This is a genomic window from Streptomyces sp. NPDC048825 (genome assembly GCF_043198355.1).
In the GTDB taxonomy this organism is placed as follows: domain Bacteria; phylum Actinomycetota; class Actinomycetes; order Streptomycetales; family Streptomycetaceae; genus Streptomyces; species Streptomyces xiangluensis.
Genome location: NZ_JBICUR010000003.1, coordinates 123,757 through 142,560, shown reverse-complemented (window position 1 = coordinate 142,560; position 18,804 = coordinate 123,757). Strand labels below are relative to the sequence as shown.

At 69.3% G+C, this 18,804-nt stretch carries 17 protein-coding genes and 1 pseudogene; 11 read left to right on the top strand and 7 right to left on the bottom strand.

Annotated elements, in window-relative coordinates; translation table 11 throughout:
• The first annotated feature begins 134 nt into the window (after nt 1-134).
• Together ACGFNK_RS09280 and ACGFNK_RS09275 are read left to right on the top strand one after the other, a co-directional pair.
• Entirely contained in the window at nt 135-803 is a 669-nt protein-coding gene (locus ACGFNK_RS09280; RefSeq protein WP_393413492.1) for a peptidase inhibitor family I36 protein, read from the top strand.
• A 47-nt stretch (nt 804-850) separates the two neighbouring features.
• A pseudogene (locus ACGFNK_RS09275) lies at nt 851-1,051 on the top strand (ATP-binding protein); the annotation flags it as partial.
• 39 nt (nt 1,052-1,090) lie between these two features.
• Here the strand turns inward: ACGFNK_RS09275 and ACGFNK_RS09270 are convergent.
• Nucleotides 1,091-3,445, bottom strand: coding sequence for a transglycosylase domain-containing protein (locus ACGFNK_RS09270; RefSeq protein WP_393413490.1), 2,355 nt, complete (start codon nt 3,443-3,445; stop codon nt 1,091-1,093).
• Nucleotides 3,446-3,731: 286 nt separating this feature from the next.
• Between ACGFNK_RS09270 and ACGFNK_RS09265 the strand changes: the two genes are divergently transcribed.
• The 6 genes from ACGFNK_RS09265 to ACGFNK_RS09240 all read left to right on the top strand — a co-directional run bounded on the left by ACGFNK_RS09265 (nt 3,732) and on the right by ACGFNK_RS09240 (nt 9,265).
• The gene (locus ACGFNK_RS09265) at nt 3,732-4,664 is read left to right on the top strand and encodes an SPFH domain-containing protein (protein WP_393413488.1); all 933 of its coding nucleotides are present in this window, start codon (nt 3,732-3,734) and stop codon (nt 4,662-4,664) included.
• Nucleotides 4,661-4,909, top strand: coding sequence for a hypothetical protein (locus ACGFNK_RS09260; RefSeq protein WP_393413486.1), 249 nt, complete (start codon nt 4,661-4,663; stop codon nt 4,907-4,909). The genes ACGFNK_RS09265 and ACGFNK_RS09260 overlap by 4 nt, the downstream gene beginning before the upstream one ends.
• A gap of 204 nt (nt 4,910-5,113) precedes the next feature.
• A complete protein-coding gene (locus ACGFNK_RS09255) occupies nt 5,114-5,638 on the top strand; it encodes a PadR family transcriptional regulator (RefSeq protein ID WP_386353552.1) in 525 nt (174 codons plus the stop codon).
• Nucleotides 5,635-6,321 (top strand): ABC transporter ATP-binding protein, encoded by a 687-nt coding sequence (locus ACGFNK_RS09250; RefSeq protein ID WP_393413484.1) that lies wholly within the window; start codon nt 5,635-5,637, stop codon nt 6,319-6,321. Before ACGFNK_RS09255 ends, ACGFNK_RS09250 begins: the two co-directional genes overlap by 4 nt.
• Nucleotides 6,318-8,648 carry an ABC transporter permease gene (locus tag ACGFNK_RS09245; protein ID WP_393413482.1) on the top strand — a complete coding sequence of 777 codons (2,331 nt, stop codon included), beginning with the start codon at nt 6,318-6,320 and terminating at the stop codon, nt 8,646-8,648. The genes ACGFNK_RS09250 and ACGFNK_RS09245 overlap by 4 nt, the downstream gene beginning before the upstream one ends.
• 83 nt (nt 8,649-8,731) lie before the next feature.
• The gene (locus ACGFNK_RS09240) at nt 8,732-9,265 is read left to right on the top strand and encodes a carboxymuconolactone decarboxylase family protein (RefSeq protein ID WP_393413480.1); all 534 of its coding nucleotides are present in this window, start codon (nt 8,732-8,734) and stop codon (nt 9,263-9,265) included.
• Nucleotides 9,266-9,283: 18 nt separating this feature from the next.
• Here ACGFNK_RS09240 and ACGFNK_RS09235 read toward each other — a convergent pair whose 3' ends face one another.
• The 4 genes from ACGFNK_RS09235 to ACGFNK_RS09220 all read right to left on the bottom strand — a co-directional run bounded on the left by ACGFNK_RS09235 (nt 9,284) and on the right by ACGFNK_RS09220 (nt 14,348).
• Nucleotides 9,284-10,675, bottom strand: a complete 1,392-nt coding sequence (locus ACGFNK_RS09235) for an AI-2E family transporter (RefSeq protein ID WP_393413478.1) — start codon at nt 10,673-10,675, stop codon at nt 9,284-9,286.
• Nucleotides 10,676-10,800: 125 nt separating this feature from the next.
• Nucleotides 10,801-11,529, bottom strand: coding sequence for a transglycosylase SLT domain-containing protein (locus ACGFNK_RS09230; RefSeq protein ID WP_393413476.1), 729 nt, complete (start codon nt 11,527-11,529; stop codon nt 10,801-10,803).
• 399 nt (nt 11,530-11,928) lie between these two features.
• Nucleotides 11,929-13,254 (bottom strand): PhoH family protein, encoded by a 1,326-nt coding sequence (locus ACGFNK_RS09225; RefSeq protein WP_388685723.1) that lies wholly within the window; start codon nt 13,252-13,254, stop codon nt 11,929-11,931.
• A gap of 320 nt (nt 13,255-13,574) precedes the next feature.
• Nucleotides 13,575-14,348: an isoprenyl transferase gene (locus ACGFNK_RS09220; RefSeq protein WP_393413473.1), complete on the bottom strand. Its 774-nt coding sequence runs from the start codon at nt 14,346-14,348 to the stop codon at nt 13,575-13,577.
• A 722-nt stretch (nt 14,349-15,070) separates the two neighbouring features.
• Here ACGFNK_RS09220 and ACGFNK_RS09215 point away from each other — a divergent pair.
• The 3 genes from ACGFNK_RS09215 to ACGFNK_RS09205 all read left to right on the top strand — a co-directional run bounded on the left by ACGFNK_RS09215 (nt 15,071) and on the right by ACGFNK_RS09205 (nt 17,052).
• Nucleotides 15,071-15,406 carry a DUF192 domain-containing protein gene (locus ACGFNK_RS09215; RefSeq protein WP_393413471.1) on the top strand — a complete coding sequence of 112 codons (336 nt, stop codon included), beginning with the start codon at nt 15,071-15,073 and terminating at the stop codon, nt 15,404-15,406.
• Nucleotides 15,407-15,486: 80 nt separating this feature from the next.
• Entirely contained in the window at nt 15,487-16,638 is a 1,152-nt protein-coding gene (locus ACGFNK_RS09210; protein WP_393413469.1) for a winged helix DNA-binding domain-containing protein, read from the top strand.
• A gap of 66 nt (nt 16,639-16,704) precedes the next feature.
• The gene (locus ACGFNK_RS09205; protein ID WP_386353572.1) at nt 16,705-17,052 is read left to right on the top strand and encodes an ArsR/SmtB family transcription factor; all 348 of its coding nucleotides are present in this window, start codon (nt 16,705-16,707) and stop codon (nt 17,050-17,052) included.
• A gap of 7 nt (nt 17,053-17,059) precedes the next feature.
• Here the strand turns inward: ACGFNK_RS09205 and ACGFNK_RS09200 are convergent, their stop codons facing one another.
• Both ACGFNK_RS09200 and ACGFNK_RS09195 read right to left on the bottom strand, forming a co-directional pair.
• Complete coding sequence (locus ACGFNK_RS09200) at nt 17,060-17,845, bottom strand: class I SAM-dependent methyltransferase (RefSeq protein WP_393413466.1); 786 nt, start codon at nt 17,843-17,845, stop codon at nt 17,060-17,062.
• A gap of 71 nt (nt 17,846-17,916) precedes the next feature.
• Entirely contained in the window at nt 17,917-18,789 is an 873-nt protein-coding gene (locus ACGFNK_RS09195; RefSeq protein WP_393413464.1) for an LLM class flavin-dependent oxidoreductase, read from the bottom strand.
• Nucleotides 18,790-18,804: the final 15 nt, after the last annotated feature.

Genomic DNA, 18,804 nt, shown 5'->3' with positions numbered 1-18,804 from the left:
TACCAACGGGCCGGGATTAGCTGACTCCGGCGAGCAGCCACAGGCGTCGCCATCTTTCCTTTCCTTCACGGGTTCCTGCTCACGGCGCTCCGTCACGGCCGAACCCGGAAATTCTTCACTGAGGGTAATAATTTATGAACAGATCGCTTGTCGGCGTCTTCCTCGCCGGCGCCTCGGCAACCGCCCTGGTGTTCACCGGTGGCGCGGCGGCACACGCCGACGAGCCCACTGCTGAGCCGTCTGTCACGGCCACGCCGACGGCAGAAGAACCGTCCGTGGATCCCGTGATCGCCGAGTACAAAGGACGGAAGATCAATCTCGCCGAGTCATGGGAAGGGGCCGACAACTGCACCGAGCTCCCCAGCGGGGAGGTCCACTGCTACGACTCGAACGAGGAGGCCCTGGCCGACCCCGAGCTGCCCGCCGAGGTTCGCGAGGAGACGCTGAAGGCCACTGCGGCACGCGCAGCCGCCGCCCCGCCCAGCCGGTGCCTCGCCGACTACTGGTGCCTGTATATGGACCCCGGCTACAAGGGCAGGCTCCTGCGGCTGTCCAGCGACGGGAAGAAAGACCTCAAGGAGTGGGGCTGCCGGGACAAGCTGAGCTCCGTCTACTACTGGGTCGGACGCTGGCCGATCAATTACGGTAACGCGAAGATCACCGACCTCCGCTCGTGGCCCGTCGAGGACCGAGTCAGGGGCCTCAATCCTCCGAGCGGGTGGTCCAACTTCAAGAACCTCGGCTACCCCGGTGGCGGGAACTGGAACGACAAGGTCGACATCTTCGAGGTCCGCCGCGCCTAGCCTGCGCAGACGTGAGAAGGGCGCCCGGTGTGGTTCCGGGCGTCTTTCTCACGCGCTCACTGCTGCGCACGGACGCACTGCGCTGCGAGGTCGGCAACGACGTACCGTAGCTGCCGCGGCTGCGCCAGGCGCGCGCCACGGACGAGGGCGCGCGCGGGCTGTACCTGGTGAACAAGCTGGCCAGGCGCTGGGGCGCGACCCGGCTCAGTACCGGCAAGGTCGTCTGGTTCGAGCTGAACCGAGCATAAGCAGAAGCCCGCGCCCTCCGAGGGGCGCGGGCTTCTGTCTCACTGCGGGACCACCGGGCCCGCATCGGCGTCGCCCTCGCCGCCCCCGTCCTCGGGGGGCTCGATCGGGTCCGTCGGCTCCTCGGAGGGCTCGATCGGGTCCGTCGGCTCCTCGGTGGGCTCCTCCGTCGGCGGCTCCTCCGTCGGCTCCTCCGTCGGCGGCTCCTCGGTCGTCGGCTCCTCCGTCGGCTCCTCGGTCGTCGGCTCCTCCGTCGGCTCCGTAGGCTCCTCCGTCGGCGGCGGGGTGAACGTCGGCTGGACGCCCGAGCCCTGCTCGGTGTCCAGGTCGAACTTGCTGACGTCGCCCATGGCGTTGAAGGTGTACGCCGCCCAGATCGCGGCCGGGAAGCCACCACCGTTGACCCGGCCGCCGCCGGCCGCGCCCGACAGCGTGACCTGACTGAACGCCTTGACCTTCACTGCCGGCTTGTCTTTCTCACACCGCGTGGTGCCCGCCTCGGCCGCTTCGCCGAACAGGCCCACCGACGTGACGAGTTTCGGCGTGTAACCGGTGAACCAAGCCGACCTGTTGCAGTCGGACGTACCCGTCTTGCCCGCGACCTGCTGGCCGTCACGGGCCGGGTTGTCGCGCACCGACGTCCGGGCCGTGCCGTCGTCGACCACCCCGGTGAGTACCGACGTGACCGTGTCGGCGGCCTCGCGGCTGATGACCTCGTCGCCGATCGCGTCCGGGATCTCGACCGTACGGTCCTTGTGTTCGGCCGACTTGATCAGGGCGGGGGTGACCTTCTTGCCGTGGTTGGCGAGGGTCGCGTACACCCCGGCCATCTCCATGGGGCTCGCGCCCATCGAGCCGAGTGTCTGCGCGGGCACGGCCTGCAGGTCCGCGGTGTCCATGCCGAGATCGCCCGCGGTCTTCATGACCTGGTCCATGCCGACGTCGACGCCCATCTGCGCGAAGACGGAGTTGATGGACTTGTTCATCGCCGTCTGCACGGTGACGTCGCCGTAGTCGACGTCGTCCTCGTTCGGGGGCGAGAACCCGACCTTCTTGCCGTTGTCCGTGACGGGGCGCTTGCTGGTGCCGTCGTAGACGGTGTCCGCCGTGATGGGAGTGCCGTCCTGCGTCTTGGCCTCCTCCTCCACGGCTGCGGCGAGGATCACCGGCTTGAAGGTGGAGGCGGGCTGGTAGTCGGTGCGGGTCGCGTTGTTCGTGTAGTGCTTCAGGTAGTCCACGCCGCCGTACAGCGCGACGACCCTGCCGGTCTTCGGATCGACGGAGACGGCGCCGGCCTGCACATCGGCGTCCACCTTGCGCTTCTTGGCGTCCAGCTTGCTGGTGAGCTGCGACTTGACGGCCTTCTCGAGCTGCGTCTGCTTCTTCTTGTCGATGTTCAGCGTGATGGTCCAGCCGCCCGCAGCGACCATCCTCTCGGCCTCATCCAGGTCGGAGGCGGTGCCCTGGGCGACGAGCTGCTTCTGCAGCGCCCTGTTGGCCGCGTCCCACAGGTAGCCGTTCTGCCCCTCCAGGCCCGGCGCGCCCTTCGGCTCCTTGGGCTCGGGGAACTTCATGCCGTCGCGCTTGGCGGAGTCGAGCCAGTTCTCCTCGACCATGTTGTTCAGTACGTACGCCCAGCGCTGCTTGACGAGTTCCCTGCCCGTGTCCGTCGCGACCGCCCAGTCGTACTGGCTCGGGGCCTGCAACACCGCGGCGAGATAGGCGCCCTGTTCCACTGTCAGTTTGCTTGCGTCTACGCGGTAGTACGCCTGGGCGGCGGCCTGGATGCCGTAGGCGTTGCGGCCGTAGTAGCTGGTGTTGATGTAGCCGGCGAGGATGTCGTCCTTGGACGTCGTGCGGTCCACCTTCAGCGAGATGACCAGTTCCTTGAGCTTGCGGGTGACGGTCTGGTCCTGATCGAGGTAGTAGTTCTTGACGTACTGCTGGGTGATCGTCGAACCACCCTGCTTGCCCTTGCCGGAGAGGGTGTTGATGAGACCGCGGGTGGTGCCCTTGAAGTCCACGCCGGCGTCCTTGTAGAAGGACTTGTTCTCGGCGGCGACGAAGGCCTTCTGGACGGGCTTGGGGACCTCGGCGAGCTCCACGATCTCTCGGTTGACCTTGCCCTTACGGGCCATGATCGTGCCGTCGCTGTACTTGTAGACGTTGCTCTGTTGCTGCGCCGCCGCGGCGGCCTTGCTGCCCTCGGGCACGTCGATGACCAGATACATCACAACGAAGGCGGCCATACCGAGCAGGCAGAGGCCGAAGAACGAGCCCAGGACCTTCTTCCAGGTGAAGAACCGGCGTATGCCGCTGCGCTCGGCGGAGTCCTTCGGGGCAGCTCGGCGGCGGCCACCGCGCTCCCGCGCCCGTCTGTCTTCCGCTCTTCCCATGGGTCCGATCCGCTCCGCTTCGCCTTCAGTGTCTGTTCAACTCACGCGTCACACAGGTTCGTCGTTCAAGTCAGCTCAGCAAACTAACACCACGCGTTGTGACATAGGACGGCCGATCCGGTCTTTTCCGGACGTGACAATCAGCACCCGTCAACACCGTCCCCAAAGGAATCGACGGCCGAATGGGTTGGAAGGTTGCCGTGACCGGGTAAAGTGATATCACTTAGATAGAACGAAGCTAGGCGGACACCCAAGCAGCACGACTACAAAACGGGGGGAACCACGCATGTCCACCGACGACCCGACAGGCACCACCGACGCACCCGAGATGCCCGCACCGCAGGTGCGCGAATTCGCCGCGCACAGCATCGGCGGCGGACTCGCTCTGCTGCTCGGGCTGGTGGGCCTGTTCCTCGGGATCGGGCTGATCATTACGGGGGCGGTGATGACCGGCGGCGCCAAGCCGGCGCTGATCGTCCTCGGCATCCTGACCGCCCTCGCTGCCTTCATCGCCATGTGCGGCCTGAACACGGTGGCGCCGGGCGAGGCCCGAGTCGTCCAGCTCTTCGGCCGTTACCGGGGCACGATCCGCGAGGACGGGCTGCGCTGGGTGAACCCGCTGACCTCGCGCACGAAGATCTCGACGCGTGTACGCAACCACGAGACCGCCGTCCTCAAGGTCAACGACGCCTACGGCAACCCCATCGAGCTCGCCGCGGTCGTGGTGTGGAAGGTCGAGGACACCGCACAGGCCACCTTCGAGGTGGACGAGTTCCTGGAGTTCGTCGCCACGCAGACCGAGGCGGCGGTGCGGCACATCGCGATCGAGTACCCCTATGACGCGCACGACGAGGAGGGCCTGTCGCTGCGTGGCAACGCGGAGGAGATCACCGAGAAGCTCGCCGTCGAGCTGCACGCGCGCGTGGAGGCTGCCGGGGTGCAGATCATCGAGTCGCGCTTCACCCACCTCGCATACGCACCCGAGATCGCCTCGGCCATGCTCCAGCGACAGCAGGCCGGTGCGGTCGTGGCCGCGCGGCGGCAGATCGTGGACGGAGCGGTCGGCATGGTCGAGGCCGCGCTCGCCCGGATCGCCGAGCAGGACATCGTCGAGCTGGATTCCGAGCGGAAGGCGGCGATGGTGTCGAACCTGATGGTGGTCCTGTGCGGCGACCGTGCCGCCCAGCCGGTCGTGAACACCGGGTCCCTCTACCAGTGACGACTCCTCCAGAGGGCCCAGCCCCCAAGCGACGGCCGCAGCAGCGCAAGCAGGTGCTGCTGCGGCTGGACCCGCTCGTGTACGAGGCGCTGGCGCGGTGGGCCGGTGACGAACTCCGTTCCACCAACGCGCAGATCGAGTTCCTGCTGCGGCGGGCGCTCGCGGAGGCCGGACGCCTGCCCGGCGGGGCTGGACCGATACCTCGCCGGGGGCGACCGCCGGTTGCCGAGGAGCCGGAGGAGTAGGCGCCCCCGGGGCTTCGCCCCCACATGCCCGTATCGGCTGGCCGCCTCGTCCTCAAACTCCCCACGACGGGCCCATCGTGCCCGCCCCGGCTCGTGTGGCAGAACCGTGACAATCGCCCCCGACCTGCGCCCCCGTACGCCCCGCCGCGGTCTACACACGGTGCGTATACACGCGGTGTATACGCCGTGTGTAGAGTGCTCCGCATGTCCATCGGTCACACCCTTCTGGGGCTCCTGGAGTCGGGACCGCGTCACGGTTACGACCTGAAGCGGGCCTTCGACGAGAAGTTCGGTCACGACCGGCCGCTGCACTACGGCCAGGTCTACTCGACGATGTCCCGGCTCCTGAAGAACGGCCTCGTGGAGGTCGACGGCGTAGAGGCGGGCGGCGGCCCGGAGCGGAAGAGGTACGCGATCACCGAGGCGGGCGTCACCGACGTCCAGCGGTGGCTCGCGACGCCGGAGAAGCCGGAGCCGTACCTCCAGTCGACCCTCTACACCAAGGTCGTCCTCGCGCTGCTCACGCACCGCAACGCCGTCGAGATCCTCGACGCGCAGCGCTCCGAGCATCTGCGCATGATGCGGATCCTCACCGACCGCAAGCGCAAGGGCGATCTCGCCGACCAGCTGATCTGTGACCACGCGCTCTTCCACCTCGAGGCCGACCTGCGGTGGCTGGAACTCACCGCCGCCCGCCTCGACAAGCTCGCCGAGGCGGTGATCCGATGACCCCCGAGGGTTCCCTGCTCGCCGCCGTCGACCTGCGGAAGACGTACGGCCCGACCACCGCGCTCGACGGCGCGGAGTTCTCCATCCACCCCGGCGAGATCGTCGCGGTGATGGGCCCGTCCGGCTCCGGCAAGTCGACCCTGCTGCACTGTCTCGCCGGGATCGTGACGCCCGACTCGGGCTCGATCACGTACGACGGCCGGGAGATGGCGACGATGAACGACGCCCGGCGCAGCGCGCTCAGGCGCTCGGAGTTCGGCTTCGTCTTCCAGTTCGGCCAGCTCGTACCGGAGTTGACCTGCGTGGAGAACGTCGCCCTGCCCCTGCGTCTGAACGGCACCGGCCGCAAGTCGGCCGAGCGCACCGCCCTGCAGTGGATGGAACGCCTGGAGGTCGACGACGTCAGGGGCAAGCGGCCCGGTGAGGTCTCCGGCGGCCAGGGGCAGCGCGTCGCCGTCGCCCGCGCACTGGTCACCAGCCCGCGCGTCCTGTTCGCCGACGAGCCCACCGGCGCACTCGACTCCCTCAACGGCGAGCGCGTGATGGACCTGCTCACGGACGCCGCCCGCTCCGCCAACGCCGCCGTCGTCCTGGTCACGCACGAGGCCCGCGTCGCCGCGTACTCGGACCGCGAGATCGTCGTACGGGACGGGAAGTCCCGGGACATGGAGCGCATCGTATGAGGATGCGTCAGTGGTCGCGCGACCTCGGCATGGGCTTCAAGTTCGCGTTCACCGGTGGACGTGAGGGCTGGGGACGCGTGCTGCTCACCGCCGTCGGTGTCGGCCTGGGGGTGGCGCTGCTGCTGCTCACCACGGCGATCCCGAACGCGCTGCAGGCCCGGAGCGACCGCGAGTACGCCCGCACGGACATCACGTACAGCAGCGAACGCATTGCGCGGGCCGACAACACCCTGCTCGTCGCCAGAGCCGACACGGAGTACCGCGAACGGGATGTCCGCGGGCGGCAGTTGGAGCGCGAGGGGGCCCGGGCGCCGTTGCCGCCGGGGGTGGGGAAGTTCCCGGCACCGGACGAGATGGTGGTCTCGCCGGCGCTGGAGGAGTTGCTGAAGTCCCGGGACGGCAAGCTGCTGCGCGAGCGGCTGCCGTACCGCATCACCGGCACCATCGGCGAGAGCGGGCTGATCGGCTCGGCCGAACTCGCCTTCTACACGGGCGCCGACGGACTCGCCCCGAAGGTCGACGGCAGCACGGTCACGCGCATCGACACCTTCCAGCCCGAGTTGGCGCCGCCGGAGCGGATGGACCCCGTCCTCCTCCTGCTGGTCCTCGTGGTCTTCGTGGTGCTGCTGATGCCGGTCGGCGTCTTCATCGCCGCGGCCGTGCGCTTCGGCGGGGAGCGGCGCGACCGCAGGCTCGCGGCACTGCGCCTGGTCGGCTCCGACAGCCGGATGACCCGGCGGATCGCCGCGGGCGAAGCTCTTGCGGGAGCGATGCTCGGACTGGTCTTCGGCACCGGCTTCTTCCTGATCGGCCGCCAGGTCGCGGGCTCCGTCGAGCTCTTCGACATCAGCGTCTTCCCGAGCTACCTCAACCCGACGCCCACCCTCGCCCTGCTGGTCGCGATCGCGGTTCCGGCGGCCGCGGTGGGGGTGACGTTGCTCGCGCTGCGCGGGGTCGTCATCGAACCGCTCGGCGTGGTGCGCACGGCCCGGCCCGCGCGACGCCGGCTGTGGTGGCGGCTGCTGCTGCCGCTGGCCGGACTCGGGCTGCTCTTTCCGATGGTCGGGCAGGGCCGGGCCAACGGCGACTTCAACCAGTACATGGTGACCGCCGGTGTCATCCTGCTGCTGGTCGGCATCACCGCGCTGCTGCCCTGGATCGTGGAGGCGGTCGTCGCGCGGCTCGGCTCCGGTGGGATTGCCTGGCAACTGGCCGTGCGACGCCTGCAGTTGAGCAGCGGCACGGCGGCCCGCATGGTCAACGGCATCGCGGTGGCGGTGGCCGGCGCGATCGCCCTGCAGATGCTGTTCTCCGGGGTCTCCAGCGACTACACGAAGGACTCGGGCCAGGACCTCTCACGCGCCCAGATGACGGTTCGCCTGCCGAGAGAGGTCCCACTGGCGGAGGCCGACCGGCAGTTGAAGCAGACCAAGGGCGTACGGCACACGCTCGCCCTGTCCGACGGTTGGGTGGGTGACCGGAGGAAGGACCCCGAGAACGCCGCGAACCTGACCGTCGGCGACTGCGCGGCCCTGCGCGAGGTGGCCAGGCTGCCCTCGTGCCGCGACGGTGACGTCTTCACCGTACAGAACGACGAGTACGACACGGCCACGCCGAAATTGGGCAAGCCCGGCCGGACGATCTACCTCGACCCGTCCTACACCGATGCCCCCGGCATGGAGGTCGTCTGGACGGTGCCCAAGAGCATCAGGGAGGCCACGAAGGGCAAGGATCCGACGGGCCGGCCGCGTGGGGGCATCCTCGCCACACCGGGCGCCCTGCCCGCGAAGGCCGCGCCCGCCCTCACCAGCGGCGTCTACATCGGGCTCGAATCGTCGGAGCCGGACGTCGTCGAGTACGTACGGAACACGGCGGTACGGCTCGACCCGCTCGCGGACTCCACGACCATGACCGCGACCGAGCAGTCCCGGCGCTACGCGTCCATCCGTACGGGCCTGTTCGTCGGCGCGGCCTGCGTCCTGTTCCTCATCGGCGCGAGCCTGCTCGTCTCCCAGCTGGAGCAGCTGCGCGAGCGCAAGAAGCTCCTCTCCGCCCTGGTCGCCTTCGGCACCCGGCGCCGCACGCTGAGCCTGTCGGTGCTGTGGCAGACCGCGATCCCGATCGCACTCGGCCTGGCTCTCGCCTCGGGGGTGGGCCTGACCCTCGGCGCCGTCCTGCTGAAGATGACGAGCACCCCGGTACGCGTCGACTGGCCGAGCGTCCTCGCGATGACGGGTATCGGCGCCGGAGTCGTCCTCGTGGTGACCCTCTTCAGCCTGCCGCCCCTGCTGCGGCTGATGCGGCCGGAGGGGCTGCGCACGGAGTAGCAACAGGGGGCTCCGCACCCTGGACCCCCGTCCTCAGATGCCGGAGGGGCTGAAGAACAGCCCCTCCGGCATAGTGATGGTGCATGGCTATCGACGCGCTGAAATCCGCGATCCCCGACTACGCCAAGGATCTGCGGCGGAACCTCGAATCCGTGGTCGGCGACAGCGAGCTGCCCAAGCAGCGGCTGTGGGGAACGGTGCTGGCCTGCGCGATCGCATCGCGCTCGCCCCGGGTGCTGCGTGAGCTGGCCGAGGACGCCGCAGCGAAGCTCTCCGCCGAGGCGTACACGGCCGCCAAGTCCGCCGCCGCGACCATGGCGATGACCAACGTCTTCCATCGCACACGGCATCTCCTCTCCGACCCGGAGTACCGGAACCTGCGAGCAGGCCTCCGTACGAACGTCCTTGGCCATCCGGGGGTCGACAGGACGGACCACGAGTTCTGGTCCCTCGCCGTGTCCGCCGTCAACGGCTGCGGCGACTGCCTCGACTCCCACGAACGGGCACTCCGCAGGGCGGGAGTCGACCGCGCGACGATCCAGGAGGCGTTCAAGATTGCGGCAGTGATCCAGGCCGTGGCGGTCACGCTGGACGCGGAGGCCGTGCTGGCGGAGTAGCCGCAGGGGCTACGTCGGTCACGGCTTGTCCGAAGGCGGCGCCTCCACTGAAGGCGGAGCCGAAGTCGAAGCCGGGTCCTGCGCCGGACCCGCCTTCGGCGCAGGACCCGCCCCCGGCGCCGCGTCCGTCGCCGTGGCCCCGTGCGGCGCCGGAGAGTGCCGTAGTGACGCCTCACGGGAGTGCACGCGCAGGTAGCCGACCACCGTGTTCGTCACGGCGACCAGCGGCACCGCGACCACCGCGCCGCCGATCCCCGCGACCAGGCCGCCCGCCGCGACCGCCAGCACCACCGCGAGGGGATGGACGCGGACCGCGCGCCCCAGGATGAAGGGCTGGAGGATATGGCCCTCGATCTGCTGGACCGCCAGGACGACGACCAGGGTCATGACCGCCGTGAAGACGCCCTGCGTCACCAGCGCGACCACCACCGCCAGCGCACCCGACACGACGGCACCCACGAGCGGGATGAACGCGAACAGGAAGATGAACACGGCGAGCGGAACGGCCATCGGGACATCGAGGAAGAAGATGCCGAGGCCGATGAAGACGGCGTCGATCAACGCCACCAGCACCGTGCCACGGACGTAGGCGGTGAGCGTCCGCCATGCGCGCGGGCCCGCGCCCGCGACGCCGGGACGGGCGGCGGCCGGGACGAGCTTGAGCGTCCACTGCCAGATGCGCTTGCCGTCGTAGAGCAGGAACAGCGTCGAGAACATCGTCAGGAGGATGCCGGTCAGCGCCTCGACGATGACCGTGACGCCTTCCAGGCCCGCCGAGGTGATCTCGTCGGTGTTGGCGCTGATCGCCTCGCGCAGGTTCTGCGCGATGTCGTTGATCTGGTCCTCGGTGACGTGGAAGGGGCTGTTGAGCAGCCAGCGGCGCAGGTCGTCGATACCGTCCTGGATCTCGTCGGAGAGGTTGTCGATGTTCTCCATGACCTGCCAGGTCACGAACCATCCGATGAGCCCCATGATGACGAAGCCCAGGATCGCGGTGAGCGCGGTGGCAAGCCCGCGCGGCACCCCGTACCGCTGCAACCGGGCCACCGTGGGCTGGAGCAGCGCGGTGATGAGCAGCGCGGCCACGAAGGCGAGGACGACGAGCTGTACGGCGCTGATGATCCGCGTCAGCACCCAGAGGGTGCCCGCGAGAACGAGCAGCCGCCAGCCGGCCTCGGCGGCGACCCGCATCCCCCACGGCACGGCCGCGGCGGGATCGGGGCGGGAAGGGGCGACGGCAGGGGCGTACGGCGGCGGGGGCGGCACGTGATCGGGAGCGGGGGCCTCGGAGTCCTCCTCCTGGACGTCCCTCTCGGCCTCGGCCTCGGCGCGGCGTCGCTCCTCCAGGCGCTCTCCCATGCGGGTGAACCCGGCACCGACCCGGCCGAGCCACCCTGGCACTCGCGACATGATCCGTCCTCTTCCCCCTGAGCCCCCCACCACTCCCCCCTGGAGTTGTCGCGTCCGACCGTACATGCCGAAAGCCCCTCACCGAAGGACGGTGAGGGGCTCCGCGAGGTTGAGCGGCGAGCGGCTCAGTACCAGCCGTTGGCCTGCCAGAACTCCCAGGCGGCGCAGGGGCTGCCGTAGTTCGGGCGGTCGTTCATGTAGCTCAGGCCCCACTTGATCTGGGTGGCCGGGTTTGTCATCCAGTCGGCGCCGGCGGAGGACATCTTGGAGCCCGGCAGCGCCTGCATCAGGCCGTAGGCGTCGGAGGTGGGGTTGTCCGCCTGATAGTTCCAGCTCGACTCGCGCTCCACGATGTTGCTGAAGCACTGGAACTGGTCCGCCGGGACGATCGCCCGCGCCATGTCCTTGACTTCCTCGATGCTGTACGACGTCTGCACCGGGAAGCTGGACGGGTCACGCGTCGCGGAGCGGCTGGCGGCCTCCTGCTTGGCCTCCTCGCGCTCCTTCGCCTCCTGCGCGGCCTTCTCGGCTGCCTTCTGCTTGGCGACCGCGTTGTCGGCGGCCTCCTTGCGCGCGGCTGCCTCGGCGTCCTTCTTGGCGGTGGCGTCCGCCGCGATGGCCTGAGAGTCCGCCTGCTGTGTCAGGGACGCGGTCTGCACCTGGGCCTGCTGGCCCGCGGGGATGTCCGCGAGGAGCGTCGAACTGCCGACGAGTGCCTCGGCGTCCTCCGACGGAGCCTGTGCGGTGGTGCCCGAGGCAACACCGACGACAGAGCCGACTGTGGTGACCGCGGTGGCCGAGGCCACTGCGAATCCCCGGACCGAAATCCGGCTCACACGGTTTCCTTCCAGCATCGCCCGCCGCGGTGACCCTGGCGGGCGCAATCGTGCCCCTGACGCTGGCCTCCCAACTGCGGGGTCACGGGAGGCACGGGCCCGGTGGGCAACTCCCTTGACGGGAGCGCCGCGTGGTGCTCGGGCGGCATACGACGACTGTATGGAGTTCGGGGGTGGTGCTGTTGTGCCGTACCGCTGGGGGTACAGGTGTGTCGTATGCGGGGCCTGACAGGAGTGAGACTCTGCCGTAACCCGACGGCAGTAGGCAATTCTGTGCCGCGTGTGAAAGCTCACACCTTGTTTGGCCCAGGAGATTTCCGGAAACCCGCACACGCCGAGGCGCCGCCCAACTAGGCTCAATGCCTTTGCTGGACGGCGCCAACTAGCGCGCAACCGCTATGAAGTTGAGCACTTCGGTCAGATCTGCCCATCCTCCAGCATTTCCGTCACCAGTGCCGCAATCCGGGACCTCTCGGACCGGGTGAGGGTCACATGCGCGAAGAGCGGATGACCCTTCAGCTTCTCGATGACGGCGACCACTCCGTCGTACCGGCCGACCCTGAGATTGTCCCGCTGGGCCACGTCATGGGTCAGAACGACCCGTGAATTCGCACCGATTCGGGACAGAACGGTCAACAGGACGTTCCGCTCCAGGGATTGGGCCTCGTCCACGATCACGAACGCGTCGTGGAGGGAGCGGCCACGGATGTGCGTGAGCGGCAGGACCTCCAGCATGCCGCGCGCGGTGACCTCTTCGATGACCTCACGGCTGGTGACCGCCGACAGCGTGTCGAAGACGGCCTGTGCCCACGGGCTCATCTTCTCGGCCTCGCTGCCGGGCAGATAGCCGAGCTCCTGCCCGCCCACCGCGTACAGCGGCCGGAAGACCATCACCTTCTCGTGCTGCCGGCGTTCGAGCACGGCCTCCAGACCCGCGCACAGAGCCAGCGCGGACTTGCCGGTGCCGGCCCGGCCACCCATCGACACGATCCCGACGTCCTGGTCGAGCAGCAGATCCAGCGCTATGCGCTGCTCCGCGCTGCGCCCCTTGATGCCGAAGGCCTCCCGGTCGCCGCGTACGAGACGGACGTTGCCCTCGGGCGTCATCCGGCCCAGCGCCTTGCCGCGCTCGGAGTGGATCGTCAGCCCGGTGTGCACGGGCATGTCGGCGGCTTCGGGGACGAAGACGTGTCCTTCCTCGAAGAGGATGTCCACCTGCTCACCCGGCAGCGTCAGTTCGGACATTCCGGTCCAGCCGGAGGAGTCCGTGATGGCGAGCTCCGCGCGGTACTCCTCGGCGAGGAGGCCGACGGAGGACGCCTTGATGCGCAGCGGCAGGTCCTTCGACACGACCGTGACATCGAACCCCTCGGCCTGCAGATTGCGGGCGACCGCGAGGATGCGGGAGTCGTTGTCCCCCAGGCGGTAGCCCGTGGGCAGCACGCTGGGGTCCGAGTGGTTGAGCTCGACACGGATCGTCCCGCCCAGATCCCCGATGGGAATGGGGGCATCGAGACGGCCGTACTTCACCCGGTAGTCGTCGAGCAGACGCAGGGCCTGCCGGGCGAAGTAACCGAGTTCGGGATGGTGCCGCTTGGCCTCCAGTTCCGTGACCACGACGACGGGGAGCACTACTTCATGCTCGTCGAAGCGGTTCATGGCGTGCGGGTCGGCCAGCAGGACGCTGGTGTCGAGAACGTAAGTGCGCCGGTCTGGCTTGTGGCGCTTTGTGCTGGTCACCACGGAAGGACGTACCCCCTCGGATGAGGTCGGGGAGCGACGGAGAGGATCTGGACCGGTCTCAGGCACCGATGCACGGGCCGAGAACCGGCCCTCCGCTTCGTCCGTACTGACCGCACGGTCGGGCTGGTGCAAAGGGCCTCCCGGGCGGACGGCCCCGTGCCGTCCGCTGAGATACGACACCCGTGGTTCGGGTGTCGACCTGGAGGGCTTATGCCCTGGATGAGGCGCGGCCATGCCACGGCATGTGACGGCGAGCCCGTTAACTCCAGATGACATACATCACTCAGTACGCCCTGATGAGGCCCTCTGCCAGCGGAGGCTCAGCCTCCGTAGCGGCGATGTCGCGCCGCGTAGTCACGCAGGGCACGCAGGAAGTCGACCTTGCGGAAGGCCGGCCAGAAGACCTCACAGAAGTAGTACTCGGAGTGCGCCGTCTGCCAGAGCATGAATCCGGACAGCCGCTGTTCGCCGCTGGTACGGATCACCAGGTCGGGGTCGGGCTGGTCGCTGGTGTAGAGATGCTTGCCGATCATGTCGACGTCGACGCTCTCGGCGAGCTGCTCCATTGAGGTGCCCTTGTCCGCGTGGTCGAGGAGCATCGAGCGGACGGCGTCGGCGATCTCCTGACGGCCGCCGTAGCCGATGGCGACGTTCACCACTATCCCGTCGACATGGGCCGTGGACTGCTCGGCCTCCTTGAGCGCGGTCTGCACATGCGAGGGCAGGATGTCCGGCGTACCGACGTGGTGGACGCGCCAGCGGCCGTCGGCGGCGAGAGTGCGCACAACATTCTCGATGATCCCGAACAGCGGGCCCAGCTCTTCCTGCGGCCGGTCGAAGTTGTCCGTGGACAGCAGCCAGAGGGTGACGACCTCCACGTCGGTCTCGGAGCACCAGCCGAGGAACTCCTCGATCTTGTCCGCGCCGGCACGGTGCCCCTGAGCCGTGGTGCTCCCGGCCGCCTTGGCCCAACGCCGGTTGCCGTCCATGATGACCCCGATGTGCTTGGGCACCTGGTCGCGGTCGAGGTGGACCTCCACCCTGCGTGCGTAGACCCTGAGCAGCAAGCGGCGCAGGTTGTCGCGCAGGTTCACGTTATTCGTCAGCCCCTCCGTGCAGATGGCGATCCCCCGAGGGCGACACCCTACCGCTGCGGGGCGGTCAGGGCCCCTTGGGGTGTAAGGGCTTGGCGGGTACGGAGGGTGGTTGGGCTGGTCGCGCAGTTCCGCGCGCCCCTTACGGGGCGCTGGAGGCGCCCCGCGGCGGAGCCGCAAATCGATACAGCCCCGCGCCCCTACTTACGCGGCCCCCGATCCCCCATCCTCAAGCCCGCCCGGGAGTACATCCAGCCCGTCCGGCGATTGAGGACGAGGCCGCCAGGCCGATGCGGAGTCCGGGGGCGGAGCCCTGGAGGTCGGGGCAGCGCCCCGGGATGGGACGGGTAGGGGCGGCGGGGGCGAAAACACCCGGCCCCCTCCCGGAAGCGGACAAAAAACGGGCCGGTCCGTGGGGGGGAGACGGACCGGCCCGAGGGGGGGTTTCCACCATAACCCTTCGTAAGTGATGCTGCGTGCATTGGCGTGAGATAACTACTCTCCGAAACCGCCCGACAACGCCGGGGTGGGTGCGGAGACGTTCATTCAGGGCCTGATCATGGCCGAATCACAACGGATCCAAGGAGAACAAAGAGGATGAGGAGGAATTCAGGGGTTTCTGACCGCTTGCGGGGTCTTCGGTGACATGTTCCCCGGGGTCCTCCCCACGGGTGAACCGCGCACGGAACACTCACTTGACGCCGGTCGCTAACTTCGCAGCCATGGCCACCTTCACCACCCCGCAGACCCCGGAACCCGTCCCACTGGAGCTCGCCGAGTCCGTACGGGCACGGCGCCACGGGCTGCTCGACCGAGACGGTATCGAAGGTGCGCTTCTACTGACGCCCGCGAGCGCGGTGCACACGATGGGCATGCGGTTCGCGATCGATGTCGCCTACCTGGACCGGAAGTTACGGGTCCTGGCGGTCCGGACGATGCGTCCGGGTCGGGTCGGGCTGCCCAGGTTCCGGGCCCGGCACGTGCTGGAGGCGGAGGCCGGGGCAATGGAGCGGTGGGGACTGCGGCCCGGGGTTCGGATCACCGTACGGGACTTCTGAGCGGCCCTTCCAGGTCCCGCCCGTGTGCAGCGCAGCAAAGAGGACAGAATCTGACCTCGTTCGGGATTAACGTCGCCACCATGACATCGAGGATCACATGGGACGAGGCAAGTGCACGGCGCTATGAGCGACAACTGCTGCGTACGCCCGCACCGCCCGGCACCCCGGCCGCCGAGGTCGTCGGCACACTGCTCGCCGCCCACGCACAGGTCCTGTCGGCGGCCGAACTCTCGGTGGGCCTGCGACTCGACGGCGCGACCCGGCAGGACGTACGCGCGGCCCTGTGGGACGACCGCAGCGTGGTGAAGACGTACGGTCCGCGCGGCACGATCCACCTCCTCGCATCCGCCGAACTCCCCTTCTGGACCGCGGCGTTGACCGCGATCCCGACCGGCCCGAGCACCTTCCCTCCGGACGTGCGGATGACGCCCGGGCAGGAGGACGAGGTGGTCACCGCGATCGGTGACGCCCTGGACGGGAAGCAGCTGACCATCGACGAGCTGACCGAGGAGGTCGTCGCCCGCACCGGCCCCTGGGCCGGTGACCTGGTGATGGAGGCGTTCCAGGGCAAGTGGCCGCGCTGGCGCCAGGTGATGCACCGGGCGGGCCAGTCCGGCGCCCTGTGCTTCGCCCCCAACCGCGGCCGCAAGGCCACGTACACCCGCCCGCCACGCTTCGAGCCGCTGCCCGCGGACGAGGCCCTCGCCATGCTCGTACGCCACTATCTGCGCGCGTACGGCCCGGCGAACCCTCAGCATTTCGCCAAGTGGGCTGACGGGCCGAAGAGTTGGGCCGCCGATCTCTTCGCCGCCCTGGCCTCCTCCGGCGGGATCGAGGAGGTCGACTTCGAAGGGGCGCCCGCCTGGGTCGTGGCAGGTGACACCGGCTTCCCCTCGGAGGGCGTACGCGGGGTGCGCCTGCTGCCGTACTTCGACGCGTACGCCATCGCCGCGCAGCCGCGGGAGCGGATGTTCCCCGGAGCCGCGTACCAGCGGGCCTTGGCGGGCGGCCAGGCGGGGAACTATCCCGTGCTGCTCGTCGACGGCGTGGTCGCCGGGGTCTGGCACCAGCGGCGGCAGGGGAAGCGGACGACGGTGACGGTGGAGCCCCTGGGGCGGCTGAGCGGGGCGCAGGAGCGGGAGCTGAGGGAGCAGGTGGATCGGGTGAGTGAAGTCCTTGAGGCCGGCCCGGAGTTGGTGGTGGGGAAGGTGACGGTCGGTCCGCACGCGTAACCCGCCCTCTGTCGACCGCTGCGGCTGTTTCGGCCGCTTGTCCGGCCGCGTCGATACGATGGCGTCATGGGCCACGGAGTCGATGAGAAGAGCACCCGCGAACGTCTGGACGCCGTCGGCGCCGTGGACGTCGCCGCCACGCTCCAGGCCCTGGCCACACCCTCGCGCCTGCGCATACTGGCCCGCCTCCAGGAGGGCCCGTGCGCCGTCGGCGAGCTGGCGGAGGCGGCGGGGCTCGAGCAGTCCGCCTGCTCGCATCAGCTCCGGCTGCTGCGGAACCTCGGGCTCGTCACGGGTGAGCGGCGGGGTCGGTCGATCGTGTACGCGCTGTACGACCACCATGTCGCGGAGCTGCTGGACCAGGCGCTGCATCACGTGGAGCACTTGCGGCTGGGCTTGCCGGACGAGACCTGAGCTCGGCTCACGCCTCGTATGGCTTGCGGGCCTCGACGAGGTGGCGGGCACTGTGGGCCACGAACGGGCCCTCCGCCTCGATCCGTTCGTGCAGGGTACGCAGCCGGTCCCGGTACTGGTCGACGGTGAAGCCGGGCACCATCCACACCACCTTGCGCAGGAAGTGCACGACGGCGCCGATGTCGTAGAACTCCATCCGCAGCCGTTCCGCCCGCAGGTCGACGATCTCCAGCCCGGCGGCCTCGGCGTCGGCGCGCTCGCGGTCGGGGTGGCGGGCGGCGCTCTGCCCCTCCGGTTGCGGACCGAGGAAGTACTCGACCACTTCGTAGGCGCTCCTCGGGCCCACGTGCTGGGCGAAGTACGTGCCGCCCGGCCTGAGGACGCGCACGATCTCGGCCCACTGCGGGCCGACCGGGTGCCGGCTCGTGACCAGGTCGAACGCCTCGTCCGCGAACGGCAACGGGGCGTCCTCCGGTGACGCGACGACGACCGCGCCGCGCGGGCGGAGGAGGGCGGTGGCCTTGGCGACGTTCGGTGGCCAGCCTTCGGTGGCGACGGTGAGGGGCGGGAGCCGGTCCGCCGAGTTGAGGACTTCGCCGCCGCCGGTCTGGATGTCGAGCGCGGCTTCGGCCTTCGCCAGCCGCTCCCCCATCGCCCGCGCGTAACCCCACGAGGGGCGCGTCTCGGTGGCGCGGCCCTCGAACCACGAGAAGTCCCAGCCGTCGGTGGGGGCGGCTTCGGCTTCGGCGACGAGTTCTTCGAAGGTGACGGGTGACTGGGCTGACCGGTTCATGGAGCTGATCGTGGCAGCCGGTGGTCCAGGCCCGCGACTGGATTTCTCCGGCCACTGCTGCCCAGTGGTTCCTACGGAACGAGTGGCCGTACCTCCTCCGCCACGAACCGGACGAAGCCCTCGGGGTCGGGTTCGTCGCCGGTGGGCTGGAGGATCACGGTGTCGGCTCCGGCGTCGACCAGGCGGTGCACGGCCTTGGCGACCGTACCGGCGTCGCCGGCGACCCCGAGGTCGGGGACCTTGTCCATGCCGGAGGCGGTCTGTTCGGCCTTGAGGCGGGCGACGGCGTCCGGCCCGGTGGTGGTGAGGAGATAGACGACCACGCGGTGGGGGTCGGTGCGACCGGCCGCCGCGCGGCCCTCGTCGATGAGCCCGCGGGCCTTTCGTACCCCTTCGGGCGGGTTGGCATCGGTGAGCAGCGTGCCGTCGGCGGCTTCGCCGGAGAGGCGCAGCGAGCGGGGCCCGGTGACGCCGGCGAGGACTTCGGGGGCGGCAGGCGGGGGCCAGTCGAGGGCGACGTCGTCCAGCTTGACGTAGCGGCCGTCGGTGGTGACGCGCTCGCCGCGCAGCAGGGCCCGCAGGGCGTCGAGATACTCACGCAGCAACGTGACCGGCGACTCGGCCCGGGCCCCGACCTGCCCCATCCAGTCCTGCACCCCGTGCCCGACGGTCAGCGTGAAGCGACCGGGGAACAGGCGGTCGAGCGTGGCGGTCTCCATGGCCGTGACGGCGACGTTCCGCAGAGGCACGGGCAGCAGCCCGATCCCGACCCGCAGCCGCTCGGTCCAGGCGAGCGCGGCGGACGCGGTGGCGATCCCGCTCTCCAGGAAGCAGTCCTCCCACAGCCAGAGCTCTTCGAGCCCTGCCGCTTCGGCGACACGGGCCACGTCTCGCAGCTTTTCGGGCGGCAACTGAGGGCGGAACACGGCACCGAGAGCAGTCATGTGCCCTTCCTAACC